Genomic DNA, 21106 nt, shown 5'->3' on the forward strand with positions numbered 1-21106 from the left:
AATCAAGTGGGGGCATGGGGGCGGATGCACCGCCCCTGCCCGGTTTCAAAGGCCCAGCGCCTTGCGCCGTTCCTCGGCAAAGCCCTGCACCATGCGATCGGCGATCAGCGCCAGAATGGCCATCGCAGCGCCTGCCGAGATGCCAAGCCCCACATCCGCCTGTCCCAGTGCCAGATAGATCGACTGGCCCAGACCGGTGGTGCCGATCAGCGCCGCGATCACCAGCATCGCAAAGGCATAGAGGATGGTCTGGTTCAACCCCAGCAGGATCGTGGGCGCGGCATAGGGCGCGCGCACGTCGCGCATGATCTGCCATTCGGTCGCGCCGCTGGATATGGCGGCCTCCATCATCTCGTCCGGCGTGTTCACCAGCCCGTGCCGCGTATAGCGGATCATCGGGACGACGGCATAGGCGCAGATCGCCAGAAAGGCCGAGAATTCGCCAATCTGGAACACCATCAGCACCGGGATCAGGAACACGAACAGCGGGATCGTCTGCAGCATGTCGCAGATCGGGCGCACCACTTTCCAGACCGGCGACCAAACCGCGCTGGCCAGACCGATCAGCCCGCCAACCACCGCGCAGGAAAACACCGCCGCACCGCTGAGGTACAGCGACAGCAAGGCGCGTTCCCACAGCCCCGAGACCAGGATGGTGCACAGCAGGCCCACAGACAGCGCCGCCAGACGCCAGCCGCCTGCGACCCAGCCCAGTGCGGCAGCTCCGGTCAGAACAAAGGGCCATGGCAGGTTGGCGATACCGGTTTCCAGCATGCCGATCAGGATCAGCACGATCAGCCCCCCGGTCAGATGCCCGCGCCAGGCCATCAGCAGGGCAATCACGGCGCCAGCGGCAAACAGGCCATAGCTCATGCCAGGCGTCCACTGGAAACCCCATGTAAACGGCAGCACCGCCTGATCCAGACCAATCCGCAGCGGCAGCAGCACATAGAACAACGAGTTGTTCTTGAGCGCATCCAGCCACGGCCCGTTGGCCTGCGTGAACGCGGTCAGGCCGCTGTCAATCGCGTCGGTCATCGGGTCCAGCAGGGTCAGCTCTGACGGGTTGGGCAACAGCGCCCAAAAGGCAAGGGTGAACAGGACAGCAAACCCCAGAATCGCCCAGACGACCCGACGATCATAACGTTTGCGCTCGGTCGCCAGCGTGCCGCTCATCCGGTCGATGACGACAGCAAAAACGACAATGACCAGCCCGGCTGTCAGCGATTCCCCGAACTGCGCCTTGCGCATGGTCAGCAGGACCTCCCACCCGATATCATTGAACCCGCCGATGACGGCGGCGATGATCACCATCGACAGCGCAGCCATCAGGCATTGGTTCACACCGACCATGATCTGCGTCGTGGCGGCGGGGATTTCTACCTGAAACAGTTGCTGGAACCGGGTGCCGCCGGACATGATTGCGGCTTCTTTGATCTCGGGCTCGACCCGCTCAAGCCCCAGCATCACGTTGCGCGCCATTGGCGGTGCGGCGTAGATGGCCGAGGCAATCAGACCCACCACAGGACCAAAGCCAAAGAGCAGCAGCAAGGGCGTCAGATAGGCAAAGGTCGGCACCGTCTGCATCACGTCCAGCAGCGCCTGCACAAAGGCCTTCACCCGCGGCACCTCGTTGGCCAAAATGCCTATCGCTCCGCCCATGATCAGCGCCACGGGGACCGATACAGCCACCAGCGCCAGCGTATTCATGCTTTCGGCCCAATAGCCCGAGGCCAGCACAAAGCCGAGCCCCAGGAACCCAAGCGCAGCCATCGGCAACCCGCCCAGGTACCACCCCAAAGCGGTGACAATTCCAATCAGGATCGGCCAGGGTGTTTTGCCCAGCACAAAATTGGCCCAGTCCATCGGATAGGTCATAAGGTCGGAAAACAACCGCATCACCGGTTTGATGCCGTTCAGAAACCAGTCCAGAAACGCCCCGACCCACTGGGTTGCGGGCAGTTCCCACGCGGCGGGCCATTTGATCAGCCACGGGGCCACACCTTCCAGCGCCAGGCACACCGCACCAACGATCACCGTGATCAACGCCGCCTGCGCGCCTGCGGTCAGGCGCGCCTGGTGCGCGGGGATGTCCGCCACGGCCGTCATGCCTCATCCACCTGCAACGCCGCCGCCAGATCGGACGGGTGAACGGTGCCGACAACCTTGCCACTGGCATCGCGCACAGGCACGGGTTCGTACAGTTCCATGCAATGCGCCAGCGCGGCATCCAGCGTCATGCCCGTGGTCAGGCCGGGGTCATCGGGGCCGCATTCGGCCTCGTCCCGCATGACCGAGGCAACCTTGGCGTGCTGGCCTTTGGCCACGTCCTTGGAAAACTCGCGCACATAGTCGTCGACCGGACGCAGCACGATTTCCGTAGGTGTGCCGATCTGCACAATCTTGCCGTCGCGCATGATGGCGATACGGTCGGCCAGCTTCAGCGCCTCTTGAATGTCGTGGGTGATGAACACGATGGATTTCTTCAACGTCGCCTGAATACGCAGGAACTCATCCTGCAACTGGCGGCGGATCAACGGGTCAAGCGCGCTGAACGGCTCGTCCAGGAACCAGATATCGGGGTTCACGGCAAGGCTGCGGGCGATGCCGACGCGCTGACGCTGACCGCCGGACAATTGCCGGGGAAAACTGTCTTCGCGCCCCTCAAGACCAACCAGCGAGATCACCTCTTGCGCCCGCGCCAGACGTTCCTTTTTGCCCACACCCTGCACGCGCAGCGGATAGGCCACGTTTTCGGCCACGGTCATATGCGGGAACAGCCCGAAATGCTGGAACACCATGCCCAGCTTTTTGCGGCGCAGGTCGGTCAGGGCTTTCTTGGACGCACCCATGACGTTCTCGCCAGCCACACGGATTTCACCGCCCGTTCCGGGCAGCAATTGCGAGATACAGCGGATCAGAGTGGACTTGCCCGACCCCGAAAGCCCCATGATGACGAACAGCTCGCCCTCGTGAACTTCGAAATTGGCGTCCTGCACGGCGGGGATGAACCCGTTTTCCCGCAAGTCGGTGGCGGCTGCGTCGGCGTCATTCCCTGACCGAGACAACGCGTCGGTCAGGGCTTTGTCTGCGCCTTGGCCAAACACCTGCCAGAGATTCCGGCAGGCGATGGCTGGCGTTTTCGCTTCGGTCACGGATGCCCGCTCACTGAGTGGCCGCGTCGACAACCGGGCGCCATTTGTCCTCGTTGTCGGCCATCCACGCCGCGACGACCTCTTCGACCGCGCCGCCATCGACGTCGATCGCACCCATCATCGGCTGCTGGTCTTCGACCGCCAACTGATAGTTGGACAGGATTTCATAAGCGGCCGGCCATTTGTCTTCCATGCCGCTCCAACCGGCTTTGAAGATGCGCGACGGGGCAAAGTCACAATCGTTTACCGCGTTCGGGTTCGGGCCCCATGCGGGATCGGTAAAACACGCCTCTTCGCCTGCGGGCAGATCGACGAATTGCACGTCATAGGCGGACATTGCCCAATGCGGTTGCCAGAAGGTGATCAGCAGCGGCGACTTGCGTTCGGTCGACGCGCGCAGTTCCGCGATCAGCGCACCTTCGGAACCTGCAGGGATGGCCTTGAACGGCAGATCAAGCCCGGTCATGCGATCCGCGCCGGGCGTGCCCCAATCGGCCGGGTAATCGACCAGACGGCCGCCGGGCAAGGTTTCCGCGGTGGCGAAAACCTGCGCGCAATCTTTCAAAGCTTCCCAGGCAGGCAGGCCCGGGCACAGATCGGCCACATGCGCGGGATAGGCAATGCCTTCCTTGGCATCAAGGCCCAGATCACCGATCTCGACCACGGTGCCCTCGTCGACTTTCTTGGCATACTCGTCCGACACGTTCGACGACCAGATCTCAAGCGTTGCATCAATATCCCCGTCGGCCAGCGCCTGGAACTGGTTCAACATCCCGGCGGTTACGAATTCGACCTGGTACCCCGCAGCTTTCAGCATCTCTGCCGCCACATGGGTCGTGACATGCTGACCGGTCCATTCGTTGATCGCCAGCTTGATCGGCTCATCCACAGCGCCCATTTCGGCGGACTGGGCCGCCCCGGCAACGGCAATGGCCAGCAGGCTTACGCTGAGTTTTTTCATTTGTCTTTCTCCCTGTTCTGTTTTTACAGCCCGCGTGTCAGCCGTTAACTGCCTCGGGCGGTCCCTGACAAAGGTGTCGAGCGCCAACATGCACAATTTCGGGCAGGAATGGAAAGGGAACAGTTCATCCGCACCCAAATTCCAGAACAGCCCGGGTGCTTCGCACCCCGCGCCTTTGCCGACCATCGCGCCATGACCCCTACATCATTGACGCCGCAAGGTGCCGGATGTTGATTGACCAGTCAATTATAAATCATCTTTCCTTGGTGCCGCGCAGGAAATTTGCCTTGTCAGATAGGAACAAAAAGGCAACACTTGGTGCCAGCGAGGACCAGCCATGCAGCATTTTGACAGCATTTACGGAATTGCCGCCGCCCGCCATGGCGGGGCCGAGGCTTTGGAGGCCAAACTGAGCAGACCGAAACCCACGGCTGACCTGGTGAACACGCCCGAAGATCGCTGGCTGTCGATCATTACGAAATGCGTGTTTCAGGCCGGATTCAACTGGAAGGTCATCGAATCCAAATGGGACGGTTTCGAAACCGCCTTTGACGGGTTCGATGTCGGGCGGTGCGCCTTCATGGATGACGAAACGTTCGACGCCTTGCTGCAGGACAGGCGCATCGTGCGCAATGGCACCAAGATCGCCTCGGTCCGCGAGAATGCAGCCTTTTTGCTGGAGTTGCGCGACGAAGGCGGCGCGGGTCAGGTGCTGGGCGGGTGGCCTTCGACCGATTTCATCGGCCTTCTGGCGCTGCTGGCCCAACGCGGGTCGCGTCTGGGCGGCGCCTCGGCACAATATGCAATGCGTTTTGCCGGGCGTGACAGTTTCATCCTGTCACGCGACGTGACCGCCCGCCTGATTGCCGAGGGCGTGATCGACAAACCCGCAACCTCGAAAAAGGCCTTGGCCGCCGTGCAGTCAGCATTCAACACCTGGATGGATCAGTCCGGCCGATCCCTGACCGAAATCAGCCGTGTTCTTGCCATGAGCCTGTGAATTTCGCTTGCGGCCATTTCACAGCCGCTTAGGCTTGCTTGCATGGTCCGGTTCGTTTTGGTCTTGTTTGTTTTGGTCTTTGCTTCCTGCGGTCGCCCCTTGACCCCGCAAGAGCAAGCCTTTGCCGGAAACATACACGGCGACACCCTGGCCCTGGACCGGGTCCGCCTGGTCGAAGGGGCGCCGGTCGCCGCCATAACCTACAAACGCGAAACCCGGCCGCGTCTTGCCTGCCGCGAGCGTATCCTGCCCCCGGTCAAAGAAGAGATCGTGACCGGCAAACCAGCAGCCGTTGCCCTGTTCAACCGCATCTATTTCACCAAGGACTGGTATCTGGACGACTACATGCCCCAGTACCCCGAGCAGATGCACCTGATTGCGGCGATGTTGCTGGCGCATGAATTGACGCATGTCTGGCAGTGGCAGAACCGCAAGACTACCGGCTATCATCCGCTGCGCGCGGCGGCCGAACATGGCGGGCAAAAAGACCCCTACCTGTTCGACCTCGATACCTCACCCGATTTCCTTGCCTACGGTTTTGAACAGCAAGGCGCGATTGTCGAAGAATATGTCTGTTGCCGGGCCCTGGACCCGGATGCCGCGCGCACACGGCGATTGCACAGGATGCTCAGCCCGCATTTCGACCTGTCATCCCTGCCCGGCACCCGCCGCGAAAGCGATGTCGTGATCCCCTGGAGCGGCGCAAAGGTGAACGGGATCTGCAGCTGACCTTCAGCTTGCCTGCAAGGTTTCAAGATAGGCGACCAGATCGGCGATCGGCATGCTGGTCAGGATCGGCTGACCCGTCGGTGCCTTGATGGCCGTATCCTGACCTTCGAAATACGGGCCATAGACGGGCATGGGGCTGCCATGGCTGACCAACGGGTCGCGCCCGTCAATCCGGGCAACCACGCGGGCGGTCGGGAATGTGCCGTCCTGACCGGACAGCGCTGTCAGGTTTGTCGGCTGGATCACAAGGACCCCGGCCATCGGCCCGTGGCCTTTTGCATCCAGTCCGTGGCACGTTGCGCAGTGATGCAGGTACAATTCCGCCCCGCGCCGGGCGTCCTGTGCCTGCACCGAAGTGGCAAGCATGACGCCTGTACACATGACCGTGGCAAGTATCGATTGGATCATTGCTTCGCTCCTTCCTGCAGGTCAGAAACAGGGTTGCCCGAGGCGGGCTCAGGCGCAATGATCCAGATCAACGCTAATGGTTCGAGGGGGCGCGGCGATGACACAATACGCAGCCATCATGTTGGCCGCCGGAATCGGGGTGCCGGTCCTTGCGGCGCTGAACGCTGCGTTGGGCAAGGTGATCGGGTCTCCGACGGTTGCCGCGGTCATCCTGTTTGCCATCGCGTTCGCGTCATCCGCGCTGGTCATGCTGACCGGCCCCGGAACCGAGGCGATTGCACGGTTGGGGCAGGCCCCGAAACACCTGCTTTTGGCCGGTGTCCTTATCGCGTTTTATGTGTTGTCCATCACCCATGTGGCCCCGCATTTCGGCGTCGGAAATGCGGTGTTCTTCGTGTTGCTGGGGCAATTGATCAGCACCGCGGCAATCGACCATTTTGGGCTGTTCGGGGCGCAGGTGACGCCGCTGACCTGGATACGGGCCGGCGGCATCGCGGTCATGGCCGTTGGCGTGGCCATTACGCAACTGGCCTGAGAACGCCTCCGTCCAGACGCACCATCCGATCCATTCGGGCGGCAAGATCCAAGTTATGGGTCGCAATCAACGCGGACAATCCCGCCTCGCGCACCAGCGCCATCAGCGCGGCAAAGACCTGATCCGACGTGTCGGGATCAAGGTTTCCCGTCGGCTCGTCCGCCAGCAGCACACGCGGCGCATTTGCCAATGCACGGCAGAACGCCACCCGCTGCTGTTCGCCGCCGGACAAGGCCGCCGGACGGTGCCCCGCACGCGCGGCCACGCCGACGCGATCCAGCAGCGACAGGGCCCTGTCCTGCGCCGCGCTTGCCGAAGCCCCGTTGGCCAATTGCGGCAGAACCACGTTTTCAAGGGCCGTGAACTCGGGCAACAGGTGGTGAAACTGATAGACGAACCCCACGTCCTGACGCCGGATCGCCGTCCGGGTCCGGTCTCCCTTGCCGGTTACGTTCTGTCCGCCGAGTTCCACCGCCCCCGCATCGGGCGTATCCAGCAGGCCCGCAATGTGCAGCAGGGTCGACTTACCGGCCCCCGAAGGCGCAACCAGTGCCACCGCCTCGCCCGCGCGCAGTTCCAGGTCGACGCCGCGCAACACCTGAACCTCGCCCGGCGTGCCCTGAAGATAAGTCTTGGTCAGCCCCTGCAACCGAAGTGTCACATCACTCATATCGCAAAGCCTCAACGGGGTTCAGGCGCGCCGCGCGGCGGGCAGGAAAATAGGTGACCAGAAAGGACAACCCCAATGACAGGGCAACAGCCTTAAGCACGTCCGACAAGTGCAACTCGGCCGGAAGCGCATAGATCCCGCGAATGGCAGGGTCCCAGACACCGCCGCCCATGACGAAATTCACGAATGAAAAAATCGGGTCGATGTAAAGGGCGAACAAGCATCCCAGAATGACGCCCAGCGCGGTTCCGATGATCCCGGTAAACGCCCCGCAGATAAAGAAGACCCGCAGAACCGATCCTTCGCTCAACCCGATCGTGCGCAGAATGCCGATGTCGCGCCCCTTGTTCTTGACCAGCATGATCAGGCCCGAAACGATGTTCATGGCTGCTATCAGCACAAGGATGGACAGGATGATGAACATCACGTTGTCTTCGACCTCAAGCGCGCGCAGAAACCCGCCCGAGGCATCCTGCCATGTCCAGATCTGCGCCCGCTCGCCTGCGGCCTCAAGGATCGGGATCAGAACCGGCCCGATATTTTCGGGATTTTCCACCATAACCTCGATCTCGTCAGCCGCACCTTCCCGGTTGAAAAAGCTCTGGGCTTCGGAAAAAGGCATGTAGACGCGGGTTCTGTCTATGTCATACCGCCCCGCCGAAAAGACATAGACAATCCGATAGGCATTCACCCGCGGCGAGGTTCCAAATGCGGTTTTGACCCCGTTTGGCGAGGTCACCTTGACCGTGTCCCCGACCGTCGCACCAATTGCACGGGCAACGCCCGACCCAATGGCGATACCCTCTTCGAATTGCGCAATGTCCCCATAGGCCTGTTCGCTGTCGGCGATTCCCGGCAAATCGAACAGGTCCTGTGGCCGGATACCGAACACCTCGACGCCGGTGCTTCGGTCACGGTTGGTCAGCAACACCTGCCCTTTGACCAACGGCGCCGCACGTACCACGCCGGGGACCTGCGCGATATTGCCTGCCATGGCATCAAAGGCGGTGATCTTGCGATCCAGATTGCCCCCTGCATCCACCTCTCCGGCCGAGTAGACCGTCACATGCGCATTGGCACCCAGGATGGTCCCGACGAATTCGGACCGAAAACCCGAACGAACGGCCAGCGTCGCAATCAGCGCAAACACAGCAAGCGTAATCCCGATCAGGGAAATCCAAGTCATAACACTGACGCCGCCCTCGGCACGGCGGGCACGCAAATAGCGCCAGGCGATTTTCCATTCGAATGGGGCAAATGGTGGGGGTGTTCTGGCCATTCCTGCTCCGGCTTTTTGTTTCGCGCGACAGTTTCGGCATTTGCCAAAATGGTCAACCCGTTTGTCGAATCACAACCCTTTACAGGGGTATCATTGCCGGGATGCCAAGGCGCGAACCCGGACAACGGCCTATACCCTTGGTTGTGAAGCCCTTCACAGACAGCGGGAATTGTTTCCTATATCAAGTCAATGTGAGTGTTCCAGCCAGAACTGAACTCAAATTGCAACGCATCTGGGATAATTTTATTTCGTATTTTGATTATTTTCAGAAACTTTGGCACCCTGTTGATGGGGGAACACATTGTTAAGAGTTAGGGCGGAGGCCGCTCATGGGTATTCAAAAGGAAATGGAAGGATCAGCATTAAGCTGGGCCCCAATCAAGACAACCGAACTGGATTGCGAAACAGCCGCTTTGTTGCGGGCTGCAATGCGCCCCATTTTTTCCGGCGCAGCAAGCTGGTCGAACCTGGCTGAAATCCTGAAAGGAAAGGGATATCGCCTGGCATTCCGAAGCGGACGTCTGTGCGTCACGGATCGCACAACCGATGCAAGGGTTTGCGGGTTGAACTTTCTGGGCTTTGAATTCAGGGATCTGGTTCGCCGACTGGGTCGTCCGATCGTGGTGGCGCGCGGCAACAACGCCGATGGCGACATCCTGGCGGAACGTCCAAGCCCACAGTAGGAAACCTTGCGGGGCGGACGGTGGCTTGGGTCTTGTTGATCCCTTGCCCGACGGTTCGCTTTGCCCGTGAACCCGCTTCAAGGACACGGGCCTTGTCGTCCGGCCAGATGCCCGACCTAGTCCGAAAAGTAATCCCAGGTGCGCCAAGGCTGAAGCTTGCGTCGCAAGGTCACTTTCAAACTATGCATGGCCGCCTTCCGCAACTGCGGCCGGTGCCAGGACTTTCGCAACAGGGATAGGCAGAAACCCAGCGGAAGCTGACCTGTCCTAAACCAGTTCAGCATCTCACTTTCGGTATATGTTTTCCCGCCAAAATACGGCGCATAGTTTTTCTGCCAGCTCTTGGCCATTTCATGGGCCGCCTTGACCTGGTCTGCTGATACGCCGCCGTGATGAAATACCGAAATTGGAACGGACAGCATCTGATACCTGCAATCCGAAAACAGCATGCGAAGAACCAGATCGTAATCGGCCACGATGCGGAGCTCCACGTCGTGACCCCCAAAACGTTCGAACACGTCTCGCCGAAGCAGGGTCGAGTTGTGGCTGAAGGGGATGCGCTGCAAAATTGAATGCACCGTTCGTTGTCTCGAAAGACGCCGGGTTCCGTCTTTTTCAACAAAAATAGTGCGCCCGAAACAAAAATCCGGCCGCCCTGTCCCGATCTCTTCCCGTGCTTTCTGTACACAGTCCGGCGACACCAGGGAATCATCCGAGTTCAGGAAGATCACGTAATCGCCCGAACAAATCGCGACCGCCCGGTTCATGGCGTCGTACAGGTTTTTGTCCGGCAAGCTTTGAAACCGGATTGGCACAAAGCTTGGGCGCGCCTCGATTTCTGCGATCAGCCCTTTGAGCAGCGCAACGGTTCCATCGGTCGACGCCCCGTCCCAGATGACGTGTTCGACTATTGCATCGCCTTGCGCTTGAGCCGCCTCCAGCGCGACCCGAATTGCTTCGGTTCGCCCGTCGTCAATGAGGTTGCGCGTCACGGTAACAATAGAAACCGTAGGAAGGTTGCTGTCGCAGGCGACCATATCAGGTGCTAACGGTCAGTTGGTAAATTTCGGCAATCCTGGCGACAGCCGCTTCGGGGCTCAGCTCCTCGCTTTCACCGGTACGGCGGCTGGTCAGTTCGACAACACCGTTTTTCAAGCCACGCGGGCCAACGGTGATCCGCCAGGGAAGACCGATCAGGTCCATCGTGGCAAACTTGCCGCCTGCCCTTTCGTTGCGGTCATCATAAAGCGGTTCAAGGCCAAGTGCGGTCAGCGCCGCATACAGGCTTTCGCAGGCCGCATCGGCTTGGTCGTCCCCCTGTTTGAGGTTCACGATCCCGCAATGGAACGGTGTCACGCCTTCGGGCCAGATGATGCCCTTGTCATCATGGCTGGCCTCGATGATTGCGCCGATCAGGCGGCTGACACCGATCCCGTGGCTGCCCATATGCACCGGAACCGGCTTGCCATCGGGGCCTTGAACGGTCGCGCCCATGGCTTCGGAATACTTGGTGCCGAAATAGAAAATCTGGCCGACTTCGATCCCGCGCGCTACGCGGCGGCGCTCGTCCGGGATCTGGTTGAACAGCGCCTCATCGTGGGTTTCATCGGTCCGGGCGTATTTCGAGGTGAACTCTTCAAGGATCGCCTGGCACTGGTCGCGATTGTCATAGTCGATGTCGCGGTCGCCAAAGGTCAGGTCGGTAACGGCGCTGTCATAGAACACCTCGGACTCGCCGGTTTCGGCCAGCACCAGGAATTCATGCGTGTCATCGCCGCCAATGGGCCCTGAATCCGCGCGCATCGGAATGGCTTGCAGGCCCATACGCTCATAGGTGCGCAGATAGCTGACCAGATGGCGGTTATACGCGTGCAGCGCGTCTTCTTTGGTCAGATCGAAATTATAGCCGTCCTTCATGTAGAATTCGCGGCCCCGCATCACGCCAAAGCGCGGGCGGATTTCATCGCGGAATTTCCACTGGATCTGGTAAAGCGTCAGCGGCAGGTCCTTGTAGCTGCTGATGTGACCGCGGAAGATATCGGTCACCAATTCCTCGGCCGTGGGCGTAAACAGCATGTCGCGCCCGTGGCGGTCCTGCATGCGCAGCATTTCCTGGCCGTAATCATCATAGCGCCCCGATTCCCGCCACAGGTCCGCCGATTGCAGGATAGGCATCTGGATCGCGATGTGCCCGGCCCGCGCCTGCTCTTCATGTACGATGTTTTCCAGCTTGCGCAGCACCTTGAAGCCCAGCGGCAACCATGAATAGATCCCGGCGGCTGCCTGCTTGATCATTCCGGCGCGCAACATCAGGCGATGGCTGACGATCTGGGCCTCGGACGGGTTCTCTTTGAGAACGGGCAGAAAGTAACGGCTGAGACGCATTGTTGTTCCCTGAGCGGTAAAAGTCACTGAAAGGTGATTATGACAAAGCCCCGCCGGGGGCAATCAGCCTTTGCCTGTTTTGTGCGCCGCGACCTGTCCGTGTTCCATTTGCACCGATACCGAAGCGGCAGCGCTACGCATGGGCGGGCCCGTCCGGCCGCGACCGGTGACCTTGTGCCGGCCACAAGGGTTCGCCCGCCTCTGCCCCGGCGGGTCAGCCCATTGATCTGCCGACGAAAACACCCCATGAATGGCTTGCATCATGCGACGGCATGCGCCAAGAACATGGTCAAGAACCGCAGTGAGGAACGGATCGATGGCATTGCCCGTAAAGGACCAGCTAAGGTATTGGGGGCTGGCCACGGCGATATTCGTCCTTGTTTTGTGGTTGCTGGGGGATGTCTTGCTGCCGTTTGTGATCGGCGGGGCCATTGCCTATTTCCTGGACCCTGTTGCCGACCGGCTGGAAAAACTCGGGCTGACGCGCGTGGCCGCGACCGCGATAATCACCGTCATTGGCGTCTTGCTGTTCGTGATGATGATCGTGATGGTTGTTCCAACCCTGATCACGCAATTGATCGACCTGGTCGATGTCCTGCCAAGCCTGTTCAAGGAACTGCGATCATTCATCGAGCGGCAGTTCCCGGCAATCCTGGACGCCGAATCCAACACCCACCAGTTCCTGGTTTCGTTCGGCGAATCGCTCAAGGCAAAGACCGGGGACGTGCTGCAAACCGTCGTGGCCTCGTTGGGGTCGGCGATCAACGTGGTTGTCCTGCTGGTCATCGTACCCGTGGTGTCTGTCTATCTGCTACTGGACTGGGACCGCATGATCGAACGGATCGACGAATTGCTGCCGCGCGATCACGCCCCGGTCATCCGGCGGCTGGCGGGTGACATCGACAATGTCCTGGCCTCGTTCGTGCGCGGTATGGGAACCGTCTGCCTGATCCTGGGCACCTATTATGCGGTGGCGCTTATGGCGGTGGGGCTTCAATTCGGGCTTGTGGTCGGGTTCATCGCCGGGCTTGTCACCTTTATTCCCTATCTGGGCGCGCTGATCGGGGGAACACTGGCCATTGGGCTTGCCATGTTCCAGTTCTGGGGCGACTGGACGTCCATCGGACTTGTGGCCGGGATCTTTGCGTTGGGCCAGGTGACCGAGGGCAATTTTCTGACGCCCAAGCTGGTCGGAAGCTCGGTGGGATTGCACCCCGTTTGGCTGCTGCTGGCCTTGTCGGTTTTCGGCGCCCTTTTCGGCTTTGTCGGGATGCTTGTTGCCGTCCCCGTTGCCGCAGCCCTGGGCGTTCTTGCGCGGTTTGGTGCCGCGCAATATTTCGCCAGCCGCCTTTATACCGGGCTGGAAGCGACGGAACTGAAAGACGACTGAATGGCGACGCAGCTGAGCTTTGATCTTCCAGCCAAGACCGCGCTGGGGCGCGAGGACTTTTTCGTATCCCCCGCGAACGCGCTGGCCGTCGCGATGATTTCGGCCAATTCCTGGCCCGGCAACAAGCTTGTCCTGACGGGCCCCGCCAAATCGGGCAAGACCCATCTTGCACATGTCTGGGCCGCCGCAAGCGGGGCGCGGATCGTTCAGGCCAAGGATATTGACGAGGCGGATATCCCCGAACTGGCCCGGACGCCTGTGGTGGTCGAGGACGTCCCGCTGATCTCGCAAGACGCCAATCAGCAAAACGCTTTGTTTCACCTGCACAATCTGGTCCTGGCCGAAGGAAACGCGATTTTGATGACCGGCAGGCTGGCGCCCCGGTTCTGGCAGCTTGACCTGCCGGACCTGCAAAGCCGGGTCGAGGGGGCGCACCACGCCGCGCTCGAACTGCCCGATGACGCGCTTTTGGGCGCGGTCCTGGCCAAACTGTTCCTGGACCGTCAATTGACGCCTGGACCGGATGTTCTGACATATCTGGTGCGGCATATGGACCGGCGGTTCGAACGCGCCGCCGAGGTCGTCGAGCAGCTGGACAGGCTTGCGCTTGCGGAAAAGCGCGAAATCACGCGAAAGCTGGCCATGCGCGTACTGGCCGCATGCGACAATGATCCCGATGCAGACGATTGACCCGAAACCGTCGATTTCGCATCCTGCGGATGGAAACGCTGGGATGGACATGAATCAAAACGTCGCCTCGAATATTCCCAGTTGGGGGACCTTCGGCAAACCGTTGATCAACGATCCGGAAACCCGCGACCTGTCGCGCGTCGGCGTCGTGGACATCGGATCGAACTCGGTCAGGATGGTCATTTTCGATGGTGCCGCACGGTCGCCCGCTTACTTTTTCAACGAAAAGGTCATGTGTGAACTTGGCGCGGGGCTGTCCGAGACCGGCCGCCTGAACCCAAGCGGCCGCATACGCGCATTGGCGGCATTGCGGCGGTTTCAGCATCTGGCCACGGACCTTGGGCTGCCGGGATTGCACGCCGTGGCAACAGCCGCAGTGCGCGAGGCCGAGGACGGCCCCGAGTTCTGCGAACAGGTCAAGGCGGAAACCGGCCTTTCGATTTCCGTGATCGACGGCGCGGAAGAGGCGCGCCTGTCAGCACAGGGCGTATTGCTGGGCTGGCCCGGTGCCTATGGGTTGATCTGCGATATCGGCGGCTCGTCCATGGAACTGGCCGAAATCGGGGACGGCGATGTCGGCGCCTGTGTCACCTCCCCGCTGGGGCCGCTAAAGCTGCGGGATATCAAGGGCGGACGGCGGGCTCGGAAGGCCCATATCAAGCACACGATCGAAACCCTGCGCGACCAGATGGGGCCGCAGCGCGACCGCCTGTTTCTGGTCGGAGGCAGCTGGCGCGCCTTTGCCCGCCTGGACATGTTGCGGCGCGGGTATCCTCTGAACGTCCTTCACGAATACCGGATGACCACCAAACAGGTCCGCGAAACGATCAAGTTCATTGAAAAGAACGACATGGAAAAGCTGCGCGGCCAGGCTGGTGTTTCCAGTTCCCGCATGGCCCTGATCCCATACGCGATGGATGTTCTGGCAAGGCTGGTCCGCACCTTCAAGCCAAAGGATATCGCAATTTCAAGCTATGGAATTCGCGAAGGGTTGCTGTACGAACAAATGCCGCAGATCCTGCGGGACCGCGACCCCCTGATCGAGGCAAGCCGCTTTTCCGAAGCCAAGGATGCCCGCCTGCCCGGTTTCGGCCGGCATCTGTTTGACTTTGTGATGCCCCTGTTCCGCTCGGCCCCGCCAGCGCGCGTGCGGCTGATCAAGGCCGCCTGCCTGTTGCACGACGTCAGTTGGCGCGCGCATCCCGATTACCGCGCCGAGGTCTGTTTCGACAATGTAACCCGCGCCAACCTTGGCGGGCTGAAACATTCTGAACGGGTCTATATCGGGCTGGCGCTGCAACACCGATACCGGAACAAGCGCGAAGGCAACCGGTTTGCACCGCTTTACGAATTGCTGGACGAGCGCGACCAGAAGCAAGCCGAAATTCTTGGCAAGGCGATGCGATTTGGCGCAATGCTGTGGATGCAGAACGACACCGCGATGGGCCGTCTCAGATTCTATCCCAAAAAGCGCGAACTTGAGCTGCTTCTTCCGGCTGCGGCCAAGCCCCTGTTCACCGAAGTCGCCGAGGCCCGCCTGAATTCGCTTGCCAACGCTCTGAAATCGCAGACCCGTGTAATCACGCGGCAGTAACGCAACGATCAGATATCTATTTCGCCCTGCGGCACCTCGGGGGTCGCATTGGGTTCCGGTGCGGGCTGGTCGGGTTTTCTGCGAATGATGATGTCACCATTCGGCAAGATCTCGGGCGCTTCGTACTTGCTCCAATCCTGCACCTGTTCGGCCATCTCGGCCAAAGCCGGGCCCATCTCCTGAAGAAAGGACTGCATGGCCGGGCCAAATTGCTCGGCCATTCCCATCAGGTCGTCTATTGCGGGCTCCATTTCCTTGCGCAGCCCTTCCAGGAACAGTTCTGCCCCCCTTTCCATCAGGGATTGGCCCTCACCGTCGTCCTGCGCATGCACAGGCAAAACCGTCAGCAAGGAAAAGGCGCAGATCAGAGAAATCCGTTTCATGTGTCGAATATAGGTTGCACGGGCCGCGCTTGAAAGGTCACAGGTCAATGTCCAACGTCACCGGGAAATGGTCCGATGCCGTCAAAAGCGCGTCGCGCAGGTCCGGTCGCGACCAGCACGCGGCGTCGCGAAAGGGGTGCCAAATCCTCCATTCCGGGCGTTTTGACCGAAGGTCTTCGCTGATCATGATGTAATCCAGTAGCGCCTCAAGAAACCGGCCCTCGCTGGGGCGCGCAAACCGCGCGGTCGAGGGTATCGACCCCGGCCGCGGCCCATGGGCACGGGCCGCATGAGGATCATAAAGCCCCGCCTGCAACAGGATTTCCACCGACGAACGCCCGAACAGATGCTCGAATTCATCAAGCCCGGGCCCATCGTTGAGATCGCCCAAAAGCACAACCGCATCCCCCCGGCCAAGGTGCTGTTCGACCCGTCGCGCCAGCCAAACGGCCTGGGCCAATTGCTTGCGTCGGTTGGCAATCGAGATGCGGATGGCTTCGTCACGGGTTTCGGCCCCATGCGGGGCCTTTGACTTGAGATGCGCCCCGATCATGCGAAAGGCCGCACCCGACGGCAATGTCACCGCAAGTTCCATCGGCGGTTTCGAAAACCGAACCAGATCTTCGGTTGCGTCTATGTCGAGGTCAATTCGAAACGCACCATCAAAACGCGGCGCATCGCGGCTGCCTGCTTCCTTGGTAGCCTGCCCCACCGGATCGTGACGCACAGCCAGGACCGCCGGGTCAAACAGCAGGGCAAGTTCCTGGTGCGTATCATTGGCAAACCCCATGACCGCATGCGTTGTCCGCAGGTCGAATATTTCGGCATACCCCTGCAACGCGCGGACAGTGTTCTGAGACTTGCCGGTATTCGGAGCCTCAACAATCAGCACCGCATCCGCGTCGATTGCGGTCAGAACCTTGGCAATCGCTTCGACCTGCTGCGCCTTGGTAACGTCATGCCGACCGGACCATGTGTCGTCCACCTGCACCCTGTCGTCGCGATCAAAAAGATTGGCGAACCATTCGACGTTATAAGTCGCCAGGCGCATCGGATCAGACCCGCGCGCCGTTGATCTCGTCCCAGGCCCGGTTGATATCTATCATCTTTTTCTCGGCCAGACGGATGGCCTCTTCCGGCACGCCGCGCGCGATCATGGCGTCCGGGTGGGTGTCACGAACCAACTGACGCCATGTCTTGCGGATCTCTGACACGGGCATGTTCCGCGGCACGCCCAGCACGACATAGGGATCTTTGGGCGCATCAGGCACAAACCGGGTGCGCAGCGCGGAAAACTGCGCATCGGACTGGCCAAATATCCGGCTGACCTCTTCCAGGAACTCGTTCTCGCTTGGGTGATAGAACCCGTCCGCCATCGCGATATGGAACAGCCCCTCCATCAGGTCGCACAAGGTCGAGCTGTCATCGCCGAACATCCGCGCGATCCGCCTGGCATAATCCTGGTACCCGGCAACATCCGTCCGCGCCATGTTGAAAACGCGCGCGGCCCCTGCCTCGTCATCGCGCGCAATCTGAAACACTTCACGAAAGGCCGTCACTTCGTCCCTGGTCACCTGCCCGTCAGCCTTGGCCATTTTCGCCCCCAGCGCGATGACGGCAATGGCAAATGCCACCGAGCGTTCCGGCGGGGTGCGCAGCTTTTCGAAAACCTCGGTCAGGCTTTCGCCCTGGGCAAGCGCGCTCAGCGCATCGGATATTCTGGTCCAGATCGACATGACGACACCCTAACCCGCCCCGCCGCGACTGTCAGGTGCGACCAATCATTGCGGGGGGAGAATTTTCTGCATCAGAACAAGATCCAGCCACCGCCCCCATTTGCGCCCCACCTCGGGCATGCGCCCGACCTGGGAAAACCCAAGGGCCGCGTGAAACGCCACCCCATCCGGGTTGGCTGACGAAATCCCCGCGATCATCACATGAATCCCATCGGCCACCGCGCGCGCCTCCAGCGCCGCCATCAGACCACGCCCCAGCCCCTGCCCACGGGCATGAGGCGCAAGCTGGATCGTATGCTCGCAACATCGCGCATAGCCCACCCCCCGGCGAAACGGGCCATAGGTCGCGAATCCGGCAACCCGACCCTGACGCTCTGCCACCAGATAACGCGGACCGCGCTCGCTGATATCACCTGCCACGCTCGCAACGCTGCGCTCATCAGTGGTGAAAGTGATCAAACTGTCGCTGATTATCGCGTTGGAAATAGCCGCAATCTCTGCGGCATCACCTTCCCTGGCCTGCCGCAGGTTCATTGCAACACGCGCCGACCACTTGGTGTATCAAATTCCCCCTGCAACGCCACCGCGCCGCTTTCGAATTCAACCCCGTCAATAGGCCCCAGAATTGTCATCAGGTCCTGCGCATCCGGGTGGCAGACAACCAGGCGCCTCAGGCGGCAACCGCTTTGCGGCAGCATCCGGGCCGGATGCAAATCGCCCTGCCACTCGATCAGCGCGGGAAACAGGTTGTCGAATGGCAGTCGCCCCGAGCCAGGAACAGCCATGCGCCACCGGAAAGCCCCGCGCTCAAGGTCGACCGGGTGCCCGGCATCCACCGCAAGATCCGCCAGGTCGGCGACAATATCATCGACGCTGCAAATCCAATTGGTCAGCCGTGGTTCGCCGACAAACCGATCCAGATCGAACCAACGCGGAAACGCCCTGTCGGGCGCAGCAGGATCGACCGCAATTGCCTCCAGGTACAACCCATCCGCCAACCCTACCAAACGGTTATGCGTTCCGAACTTGGCATGCTTGCCGCCGCTCTCCAGCTTTACACCCAATGCCTCCTCGACATGGGCCGCAGCCTCTTCAAGCGTTTCCCCCGCAACCGCGATGTGATCCAGTTTCATGACGATCCCTCCATCACGCAAAGCCTAGACCACCGGCATGCGGGCACAAGCCCAATCGAAAACCGGCCCGCAGCTTCATCTGGCCAAAAATATCCTCGGGGGTGAATTGGCCCAATGGGCCAAGAGGGGGCAGAAAGCCCCCTTTTGACGGCTTCACCCCCGCGCGGCGCCAATCAGTTTCAGGATATCCTGCGCCGCCTCGGGAATATTCGTTCCCGGCCCAAATATCGCCTTGACGCCGTGATCGTAAAGGAACTGGTAATCCTGCTGAGGGATCACGCCACCGCAGATGACGATGATATCCTCAGCCCCCGCCTTTTTCAGCTCCTCGACCAACTGAGGCGCCAAGGTTTTGTGTCCGGCAGCCTGCGACGAAATTCCGACCACATGCACATCATTGTCCACCGCATCCTGCGCAGCCTCGGCCGGGGTCTGGAACAGCGGGCCGACATCCACGTCAAACCCGATATCGGCAAAGGCCGTGGCGATGACCTTGGCACCGCGGTCATGCCCGTCCTGCCCCATCTTGACGACCAGCAAACGCGGACGACGGCCTTCGGCCTCGGCAAATTCCTCGATCGATTTCTGGATGGCGGCAAAGCCTTCGTCGCCTTCATAGGCGGCACCATAGACACCGGCCAGCGTTTTCACCTCGGCGCGGTGACGGCCAAACTGTTTCTCCATTGCCATGCTGATCTCTCCTACGGATGCACGGGCGCGGGCGGCCTCAACCGCAGCGGCCAAAAGGTTGCCACCCTCGCGGGCAGTTTTGGTCAGCGCCTCCAGCGCCTGCTGACAGGCGGCCTCGTCGCGGGTCGCGCGGATACGTTCCAGACGGGCCACCTGCGCCTCGCGCACGGCGACATTATCGACGTCCAGAATGTCGATCGGGTCTTCCTGTTCCTTGCGGTACTTGTTGACGCCGACGATCACCTCGTCGCCCCGGTCAATCATCGCCTGACGGCGCGCCGCGCTTTCTTCGATGCGCAGCTTGGGCATGCCGCTGGCCACGGCCTTGGTCATGCCGCCCATCTCCTCGACCTCTTCCATCAGGGCCCAGGCCTTTTCGACCAGCTCATTGGTCAGGCTTTCGACGTAATAGGAACCGGCCAGAGGATCGACCACATTGGTCACGCCGGTCTCTTCCTGCAACACAAGCTGCGTGTTGCGCGCAATGCGGGCCGAGAAATCAGTTGGCAGCGCAATCGCCTCGTCCAGCGCATTGGTATGCAGCGACTGTGTACCGCCCAGGACCGCGCTCATCGCCTCGTATGCGGTGCGGATCACGTTGTTATAGGGGTCCTGTTCCTGCAGCGACACGCCGGATGTCTGGCAATGGGTACGCAGCATTTTCGAGCGTTCGGATTTCGCCCCGAACTCGGTCATCACGCGATGCCACAGGGTGCGGGCGGCGCGCAGTTTGGCGATCTCCATAAAGAAATTCATGCCGATGGCAAAAAAGAACGACAGGCGGCCTGCGAACTTGTCCACATCCATCCCGGCCTCGGTCGCGGCGCGCACATATTCGCGCCCGTCAGCCAGCGTATAGGCCAATTCCTGCACCAGGTTCGCCCCAGCCTCTTGCATGTGATAGCCCGAGATCGAGATCGAGTTGAACTTGGGCATCTCATTCGAGGTGTACTCGATGATGTCCGAAATGATCTTCATCGACGGATCGGGCGGATAGATATAGGTGTTGCGCACCATGAACTCTTTCAGAATGTCATTCTGAATGGTGCCTGACAGCACGGCCTTGTCATGGCCCTGCTCTTCGCCCGCGACAATGAAACTGGCCAGAACCGGGATAACCGCGCCGTTCATGGTCATCGAGACCGAGACCTTGTCCAGCGGGATGCCGTCGAACAGGATTTTCATATCCTCGACACTGTCGATGGCCACGCCTGCCTTGCCGACATCGCCCACCACGCGGGGATGATCGCTGTCATAGCCGCGATGCGTCGCCAGATCGAACGCAACCGAGACACCTTGCTGGCCTGCGGCCAGGTTGCGCCGGTAAAAGGCATTCGATTCCTCTGCCGTCGAAAACCCCGCATATTGGCGGATGGTCCAGGGGCGGCCTGCATACATCGTGGCCTTGACCCCGCGTGTAAACGGCCCAAAGCCCGGCAAAGAGCCCATATGCGGCAACCCATCCGTGTCGTCCTGCGTATACAGCGGCTTGACGTCGATCCCTTCCAGCGTTTCCTTGGTCAGCTCATCCAAGGGGCGCCCGCGCAGCTCTTTTTCGGCCAGCGCGCGCCAGTCTTTCGTGTCGGTCATCTGGTTTTCCTCTTGTCAAATCGGATCACGGCGCATGCATCGCTGCGTTGCATCGTGATCCCCGGATTGAATGAAATCGGCCGATCCGCGCGGGC

Annotated in this window: 21 protein-coding genes; 7 read left to right on the top strand and 14 right to left on the bottom strand. The window is 60.7% G+C overall.

Going from position 1 to position 21106, the window contains the following annotated elements:
- Window positions 1-45: 45 nt before the first annotated feature.
- From ACXAG8_RS06495 to ACXAG8_RS06505, 3 genes are read right to left on the bottom strand one after another with little or no spacing between them, the layout of a single operon-like run.
- On the bottom strand, window positions 46-2109 hold the full coding sequence (locus tag ACXAG8_RS06495; protein ID WP_475222956.1) for an ABC transporter permease: 2064 nt from the start codon (window positions 2107-2109) through the stop codon (window positions 46-48).
- Window positions 2106-3155 (bottom strand): quaternary amine ABC transporter ATP-binding protein, encoded by a 1050-nt coding sequence (locus ACXAG8_RS06500; RefSeq protein WP_475222958.1) that lies wholly within the window; start codon window positions 3153-3155, stop codon window positions 2106-2108. Before ACXAG8_RS06500 ends, ACXAG8_RS06495 begins: the two co-directional genes overlap by 4 nt.
- Before the next feature lie 10 nt (window positions 3156-3165).
- Window positions 3166-4116, bottom strand: a complete 951-nt coding sequence (locus tag ACXAG8_RS06505; RefSeq protein WP_475222960.1) for an ABC transporter substrate-binding protein — start codon at window positions 4114-4116, stop codon at window positions 3166-3168.
- A 337-nt stretch (window positions 4117-4453) separates the two neighbouring features.
- Here ACXAG8_RS06505 and ACXAG8_RS06510 point away from each other — a divergent pair, with 337 nt between their 5' ends.
- Together ACXAG8_RS06510 and ACXAG8_RS06515 are read left to right on the top strand one after the other, a co-directional pair.
- Window positions 4454-5116, top strand: coding sequence for a DNA-3-methyladenine glycosylase I (locus ACXAG8_RS06510; protein ID WP_475222961.1), 663 nt, complete (start codon window positions 4454-4456; stop codon window positions 5114-5116).
- 42 nt (window positions 5117-5158) lie between these two features.
- Window positions 5159-5845, top strand: a complete 687-nt coding sequence (locus ACXAG8_RS06515) for a hypothetical protein (RefSeq protein ID WP_475222962.1) — start codon at window positions 5159-5161, stop codon at window positions 5843-5845.
- Between the two features lie 3 nt (window positions 5846-5848).
- Here the strand turns inward: ACXAG8_RS06515 and ACXAG8_RS06520 are convergent, their stop codons facing one another.
- Window positions 5849-6253 (bottom strand): c-type cytochrome, encoded by a 405-nt coding sequence (locus ACXAG8_RS06520; RefSeq protein ID WP_475222963.1) that lies wholly within the window; start codon window positions 6251-6253, stop codon window positions 5849-5851.
- Window positions 6254-6350: 97 nt separating this feature from the next.
- On the opposite strand from ACXAG8_RS06520, the gene ACXAG8_RS06525 reads away from it, so the two are divergent.
- Window positions 6351-6788 (top strand): DMT family transporter, encoded by a 438-nt coding sequence (locus ACXAG8_RS06525; RefSeq protein WP_475222965.1) that lies wholly within the window; start codon window positions 6351-6353, stop codon window positions 6786-6788.
- Here ACXAG8_RS06525 and ACXAG8_RS06530 read toward each other — a convergent pair.
- Together ACXAG8_RS06530 and ACXAG8_RS06535 are read right to left on the bottom strand one after the other, a co-directional pair.
- Window positions 6772-7458, bottom strand: coding sequence for an ABC transporter ATP-binding protein (locus ACXAG8_RS06530; RefSeq protein ID WP_475222967.1), 687 nt, complete (start codon window positions 7456-7458; stop codon window positions 6772-6774). The genes ACXAG8_RS06525 and ACXAG8_RS06530 overlap by 17 nt on opposite strands.
- Window positions 7451-8737 carry a lipoprotein-releasing ABC transporter permease subunit gene (locus ACXAG8_RS06535; protein ID WP_475222969.1) on the bottom strand — a complete coding sequence of 429 codons (1287 nt, stop codon included), beginning with the start codon at window positions 8735-8737 and terminating at the stop codon, window positions 7451-7453. Before ACXAG8_RS06535 ends, ACXAG8_RS06530 begins: the two co-directional genes overlap by 8 nt.
- Before the next feature lie 329 nt (window positions 8738-9066).
- On the opposite strand from ACXAG8_RS06535, the gene ACXAG8_RS06540 reads away from it, so the two are divergent.
- A complete protein-coding gene (locus ACXAG8_RS06540) occupies window positions 9067-9420 on the top strand; it encodes a hypothetical protein (RefSeq protein WP_475222971.1) in 354 nt (117 codons plus the stop codon).
- A gap of 116 nt (window positions 9421-9536) precedes the next feature.
- On the opposite strand, the gene ACXAG8_RS06545 is transcribed toward ACXAG8_RS06540, so the two are convergent.
- On the bottom strand, window positions 9537-10457 hold the full coding sequence (locus ACXAG8_RS06545) for a glycosyltransferase (protein ID WP_475222973.1): 921 nt from the start codon (window positions 10455-10457) through the stop codon (window positions 9537-9539).
- Window position 10458: 1 nt separating this feature from the next.
- Window positions 10459-11805, bottom strand: a complete 1347-nt coding sequence (proS, locus tag ACXAG8_RS06550; protein ID WP_475222975.1) for a proline--tRNA ligase — start codon at window positions 11803-11805, stop codon at window positions 10459-10461.
- A 316-nt stretch (window positions 11806-12121) separates the two neighbouring features.
- Here proS and ACXAG8_RS06555 point away from each other — a divergent pair, with 316 nt between their 5' ends.
- Genes ACXAG8_RS06555 through ACXAG8_RS06565 form a run of 3 tightly spaced genes read left to right on the top strand, consistent with a single transcriptional unit; the run spans window position 12122 to window position 15479 of the window.
- Window positions 12122-13195, top strand: a complete 1074-nt coding sequence (locus ACXAG8_RS06555) for an AI-2E family transporter (RefSeq protein ID WP_475222977.1) — start codon at window positions 12122-12124, stop codon at window positions 13193-13195.
- Window positions 13196-13885 carry a P-loop NTPase family protein gene (locus ACXAG8_RS06560; protein WP_475222979.1) on the top strand — a complete coding sequence of 230 codons (690 nt, stop codon included), beginning with the start codon at window positions 13196-13198 and terminating at the stop codon, window positions 13883-13885. It begins immediately after the preceding gene.
- A 49-nt stretch (window positions 13886-13934) separates the two neighbouring features.
- Window positions 13935-15479, top strand: a complete 1545-nt coding sequence (locus tag ACXAG8_RS06565) for a Ppx/GppA family phosphatase (RefSeq protein ID WP_475222981.1) — start codon at window positions 13935-13937, stop codon at window positions 15477-15479.
- A gap of 8 nt (window positions 15480-15487) precedes the next feature.
- On the opposite strand, the gene ACXAG8_RS06570 is transcribed toward ACXAG8_RS06565, so the two are convergent.
- The 6 genes from ACXAG8_RS06570 to scpA all read right to left on the bottom strand — a co-directional run bounded on the left by ACXAG8_RS06570 (window position 15488) and on the right by scpA (window position 21011).
- Window positions 15488-15862, bottom strand: a complete 375-nt coding sequence (locus ACXAG8_RS06570) for a hypothetical protein (protein WP_475222983.1) — start codon at window positions 15860-15862, stop codon at window positions 15488-15490.
- A 37-nt stretch (window positions 15863-15899) separates the two neighbouring features.
- Entirely contained in the window at window positions 15900-16913 is a 1014-nt protein-coding gene (locus ACXAG8_RS06575) for an endonuclease/exonuclease/phosphatase family protein (protein WP_475222984.1), read from the bottom strand.
- A gap of 4 nt (window positions 16914-16917) precedes the next feature.
- A complete protein-coding gene (locus tag ACXAG8_RS06580) occupies window positions 16918-17598 on the bottom strand; it encodes a TerB family tellurite resistance protein (protein ID WP_475222985.1) in 681 nt (226 codons plus the stop codon).
- A 45-nt stretch (window positions 17599-17643) separates the two neighbouring features.
- The gene (locus tag ACXAG8_RS06585) at window positions 17644-18132 is read right to left on the bottom strand and encodes an N-acetyltransferase family protein (RefSeq protein ID WP_475222986.1); all 489 of its coding nucleotides are present in this window, start codon (window positions 18130-18132) and stop codon (window positions 17644-17646) included.
- Window positions 18129-18731, bottom strand: a complete 603-nt coding sequence (locus ACXAG8_RS06590; RefSeq protein ID WP_475222987.1) for a VOC family protein — start codon at window positions 18729-18731, stop codon at window positions 18129-18131. Before ACXAG8_RS06590 ends, ACXAG8_RS06585 begins: the two co-directional genes overlap by 4 nt.
- 153 nt (window positions 18732-18884) lie before the next feature.
- Window positions 18885-21011, bottom strand: coding sequence for a methylmalonyl-CoA mutase (gene scpA / locus ACXAG8_RS06595; RefSeq protein ID WP_475222988.1), 2127 nt, complete (start codon window positions 21009-21011; stop codon window positions 18885-18887).
- Between the last annotated feature and the right edge of the window lie 95 nt (window positions 21012-21106).

The organism is Ruegeria sp. ABD4_443 (assembly GCF_056160865.1).

What these genes read in the sequence shown, in the direction of transcription:
- ACXAG8_RS06545 (WP_475222973.1), bottom strand. Translation starts at nt 10,457, where the DNA reads ATGGTCGCCTGCGACAGCAACCTTCCTACGGTTTCTATTGTTACCGTG.
- ACXAG8_RS06575 (WP_475222984.1), bottom strand. Translation starts at nt 16,913, where the DNA reads ATGCGCCTGGCGACTTATAACGTCGAATGGTTCGCCAATCTTTTTGAT.
- proS (WP_475222975.1), bottom strand. Translation starts at nt 11,805, where the DNA reads ATGCGTCTCAGCCGTTACTTTCTGCCCGTTCTCAAAGAGAACCCGTCC.
- ACXAG8_RS06540 (WP_475222971.1), top strand. Translation starts at nt 9,067, where the DNA reads ATGGGTATTCAAAAGGAAATGGAAGGATCAGCATTAAGCTGGGCCCCA.
- ACXAG8_RS06560 (WP_475222979.1), top strand. Translation starts at nt 13,196, where the DNA reads ATGGCGACGCAGCTGAGCTTTGATCTTCCAGCCAAGACCGCGCTGGGG.
- ACXAG8_RS06515 (WP_475222962.1), top strand. Translation starts at nt 5,159, where the DNA reads ATGGTCCGGTTCGTTTTGGTCTTGTTTGTTTTGGTCTTTGCTTCCTGC.
- ACXAG8_RS06525 (WP_475222965.1), top strand. Translation starts at nt 6,351, where the DNA reads ATGACACAATACGCAGCCATCATGTTGGCCGCCGGAATCGGGGTGCCG.
- ACXAG8_RS06555 (WP_475222977.1), top strand. Translation starts at nt 12,122, where the DNA reads ATGGCATTGCCCGTAAAGGACCAGCTAAGGTATTGGGGGCTGGCCACG.
- ACXAG8_RS06570 (WP_475222983.1), bottom strand. Translation starts at nt 15,862, where the DNA reads ATGAAACGGATTTCTCTGATCTGCGCCTTTTCCTTGCTGACGGTTTTG.
- ACXAG8_RS06520 (WP_475222963.1), bottom strand. Translation starts at nt 6,253, where the DNA reads ATGATCCAATCGATACTTGCCACGGTCATGTGTACAGGCGTCATGCTT.
- ACXAG8_RS06580 (WP_475222985.1), bottom strand. Translation starts at nt 17,598, where the DNA reads ATGTCGATCTGGACCAGAATATCCGATGCGCTGAGCGCGCTTGCCCAG.
- ACXAG8_RS06505 (WP_475222960.1), bottom strand. Translation starts at nt 4,116, where the DNA reads ATGAAAAAACTCAGCGTAAGCCTGCTGGCCATTGCCGTTGCCGGGGCG.
- ACXAG8_RS06535 (WP_475222969.1), bottom strand. Translation starts at nt 8,737, where the DNA reads ATGGCCAGAACACCCCCACCATTTGCCCCATTCGAATGGAAAATCGCC.
- ACXAG8_RS06585 (WP_475222986.1), bottom strand. Translation starts at nt 18,132, where the DNA reads ATGAACCTGCGGCAGGCCAGGGAAGGTGATGCCGCAGAGATTGCGGCT.
- ACXAG8_RS06510 (WP_475222961.1), top strand. Translation starts at nt 4,454, where the DNA reads ATGCAGCATTTTGACAGCATTTACGGAATTGCCGCCGCCCGCCATGGC.
- scpA (WP_475222988.1), bottom strand. Translation starts at nt 21,011, where the DNA reads ATGACCGACACGAAAGACTGGCGCGCGCTGGCCGAAAAAGAGCTGCGC.
- ACXAG8_RS06495 (WP_475222956.1), bottom strand. Translation starts at nt 2,109, where the DNA reads ATGACGGCCGTGGCGGACATCCCCGCGCACCAGGCGCGCCTGACCGCA.
- ACXAG8_RS06590 (WP_475222987.1), bottom strand. Translation starts at nt 18,731, where the DNA reads ATGAAACTGGATCACATCGCGGTTGCGGGGGAAACGCTTGAAGAGGCT.
- ACXAG8_RS06530 (WP_475222967.1), bottom strand. Translation starts at nt 7,458, where the DNA reads ATGAGTGATGTGACACTTCGGTTGCAGGGGCTGACCAAGACTTATCTT.
- ACXAG8_RS06565 (WP_475222981.1), top strand. Translation starts at nt 13,935, where the DNA reads ATGAATCAAAACGTCGCCTCGAATATTCCCAGTTGGGGGACCTTCGGC.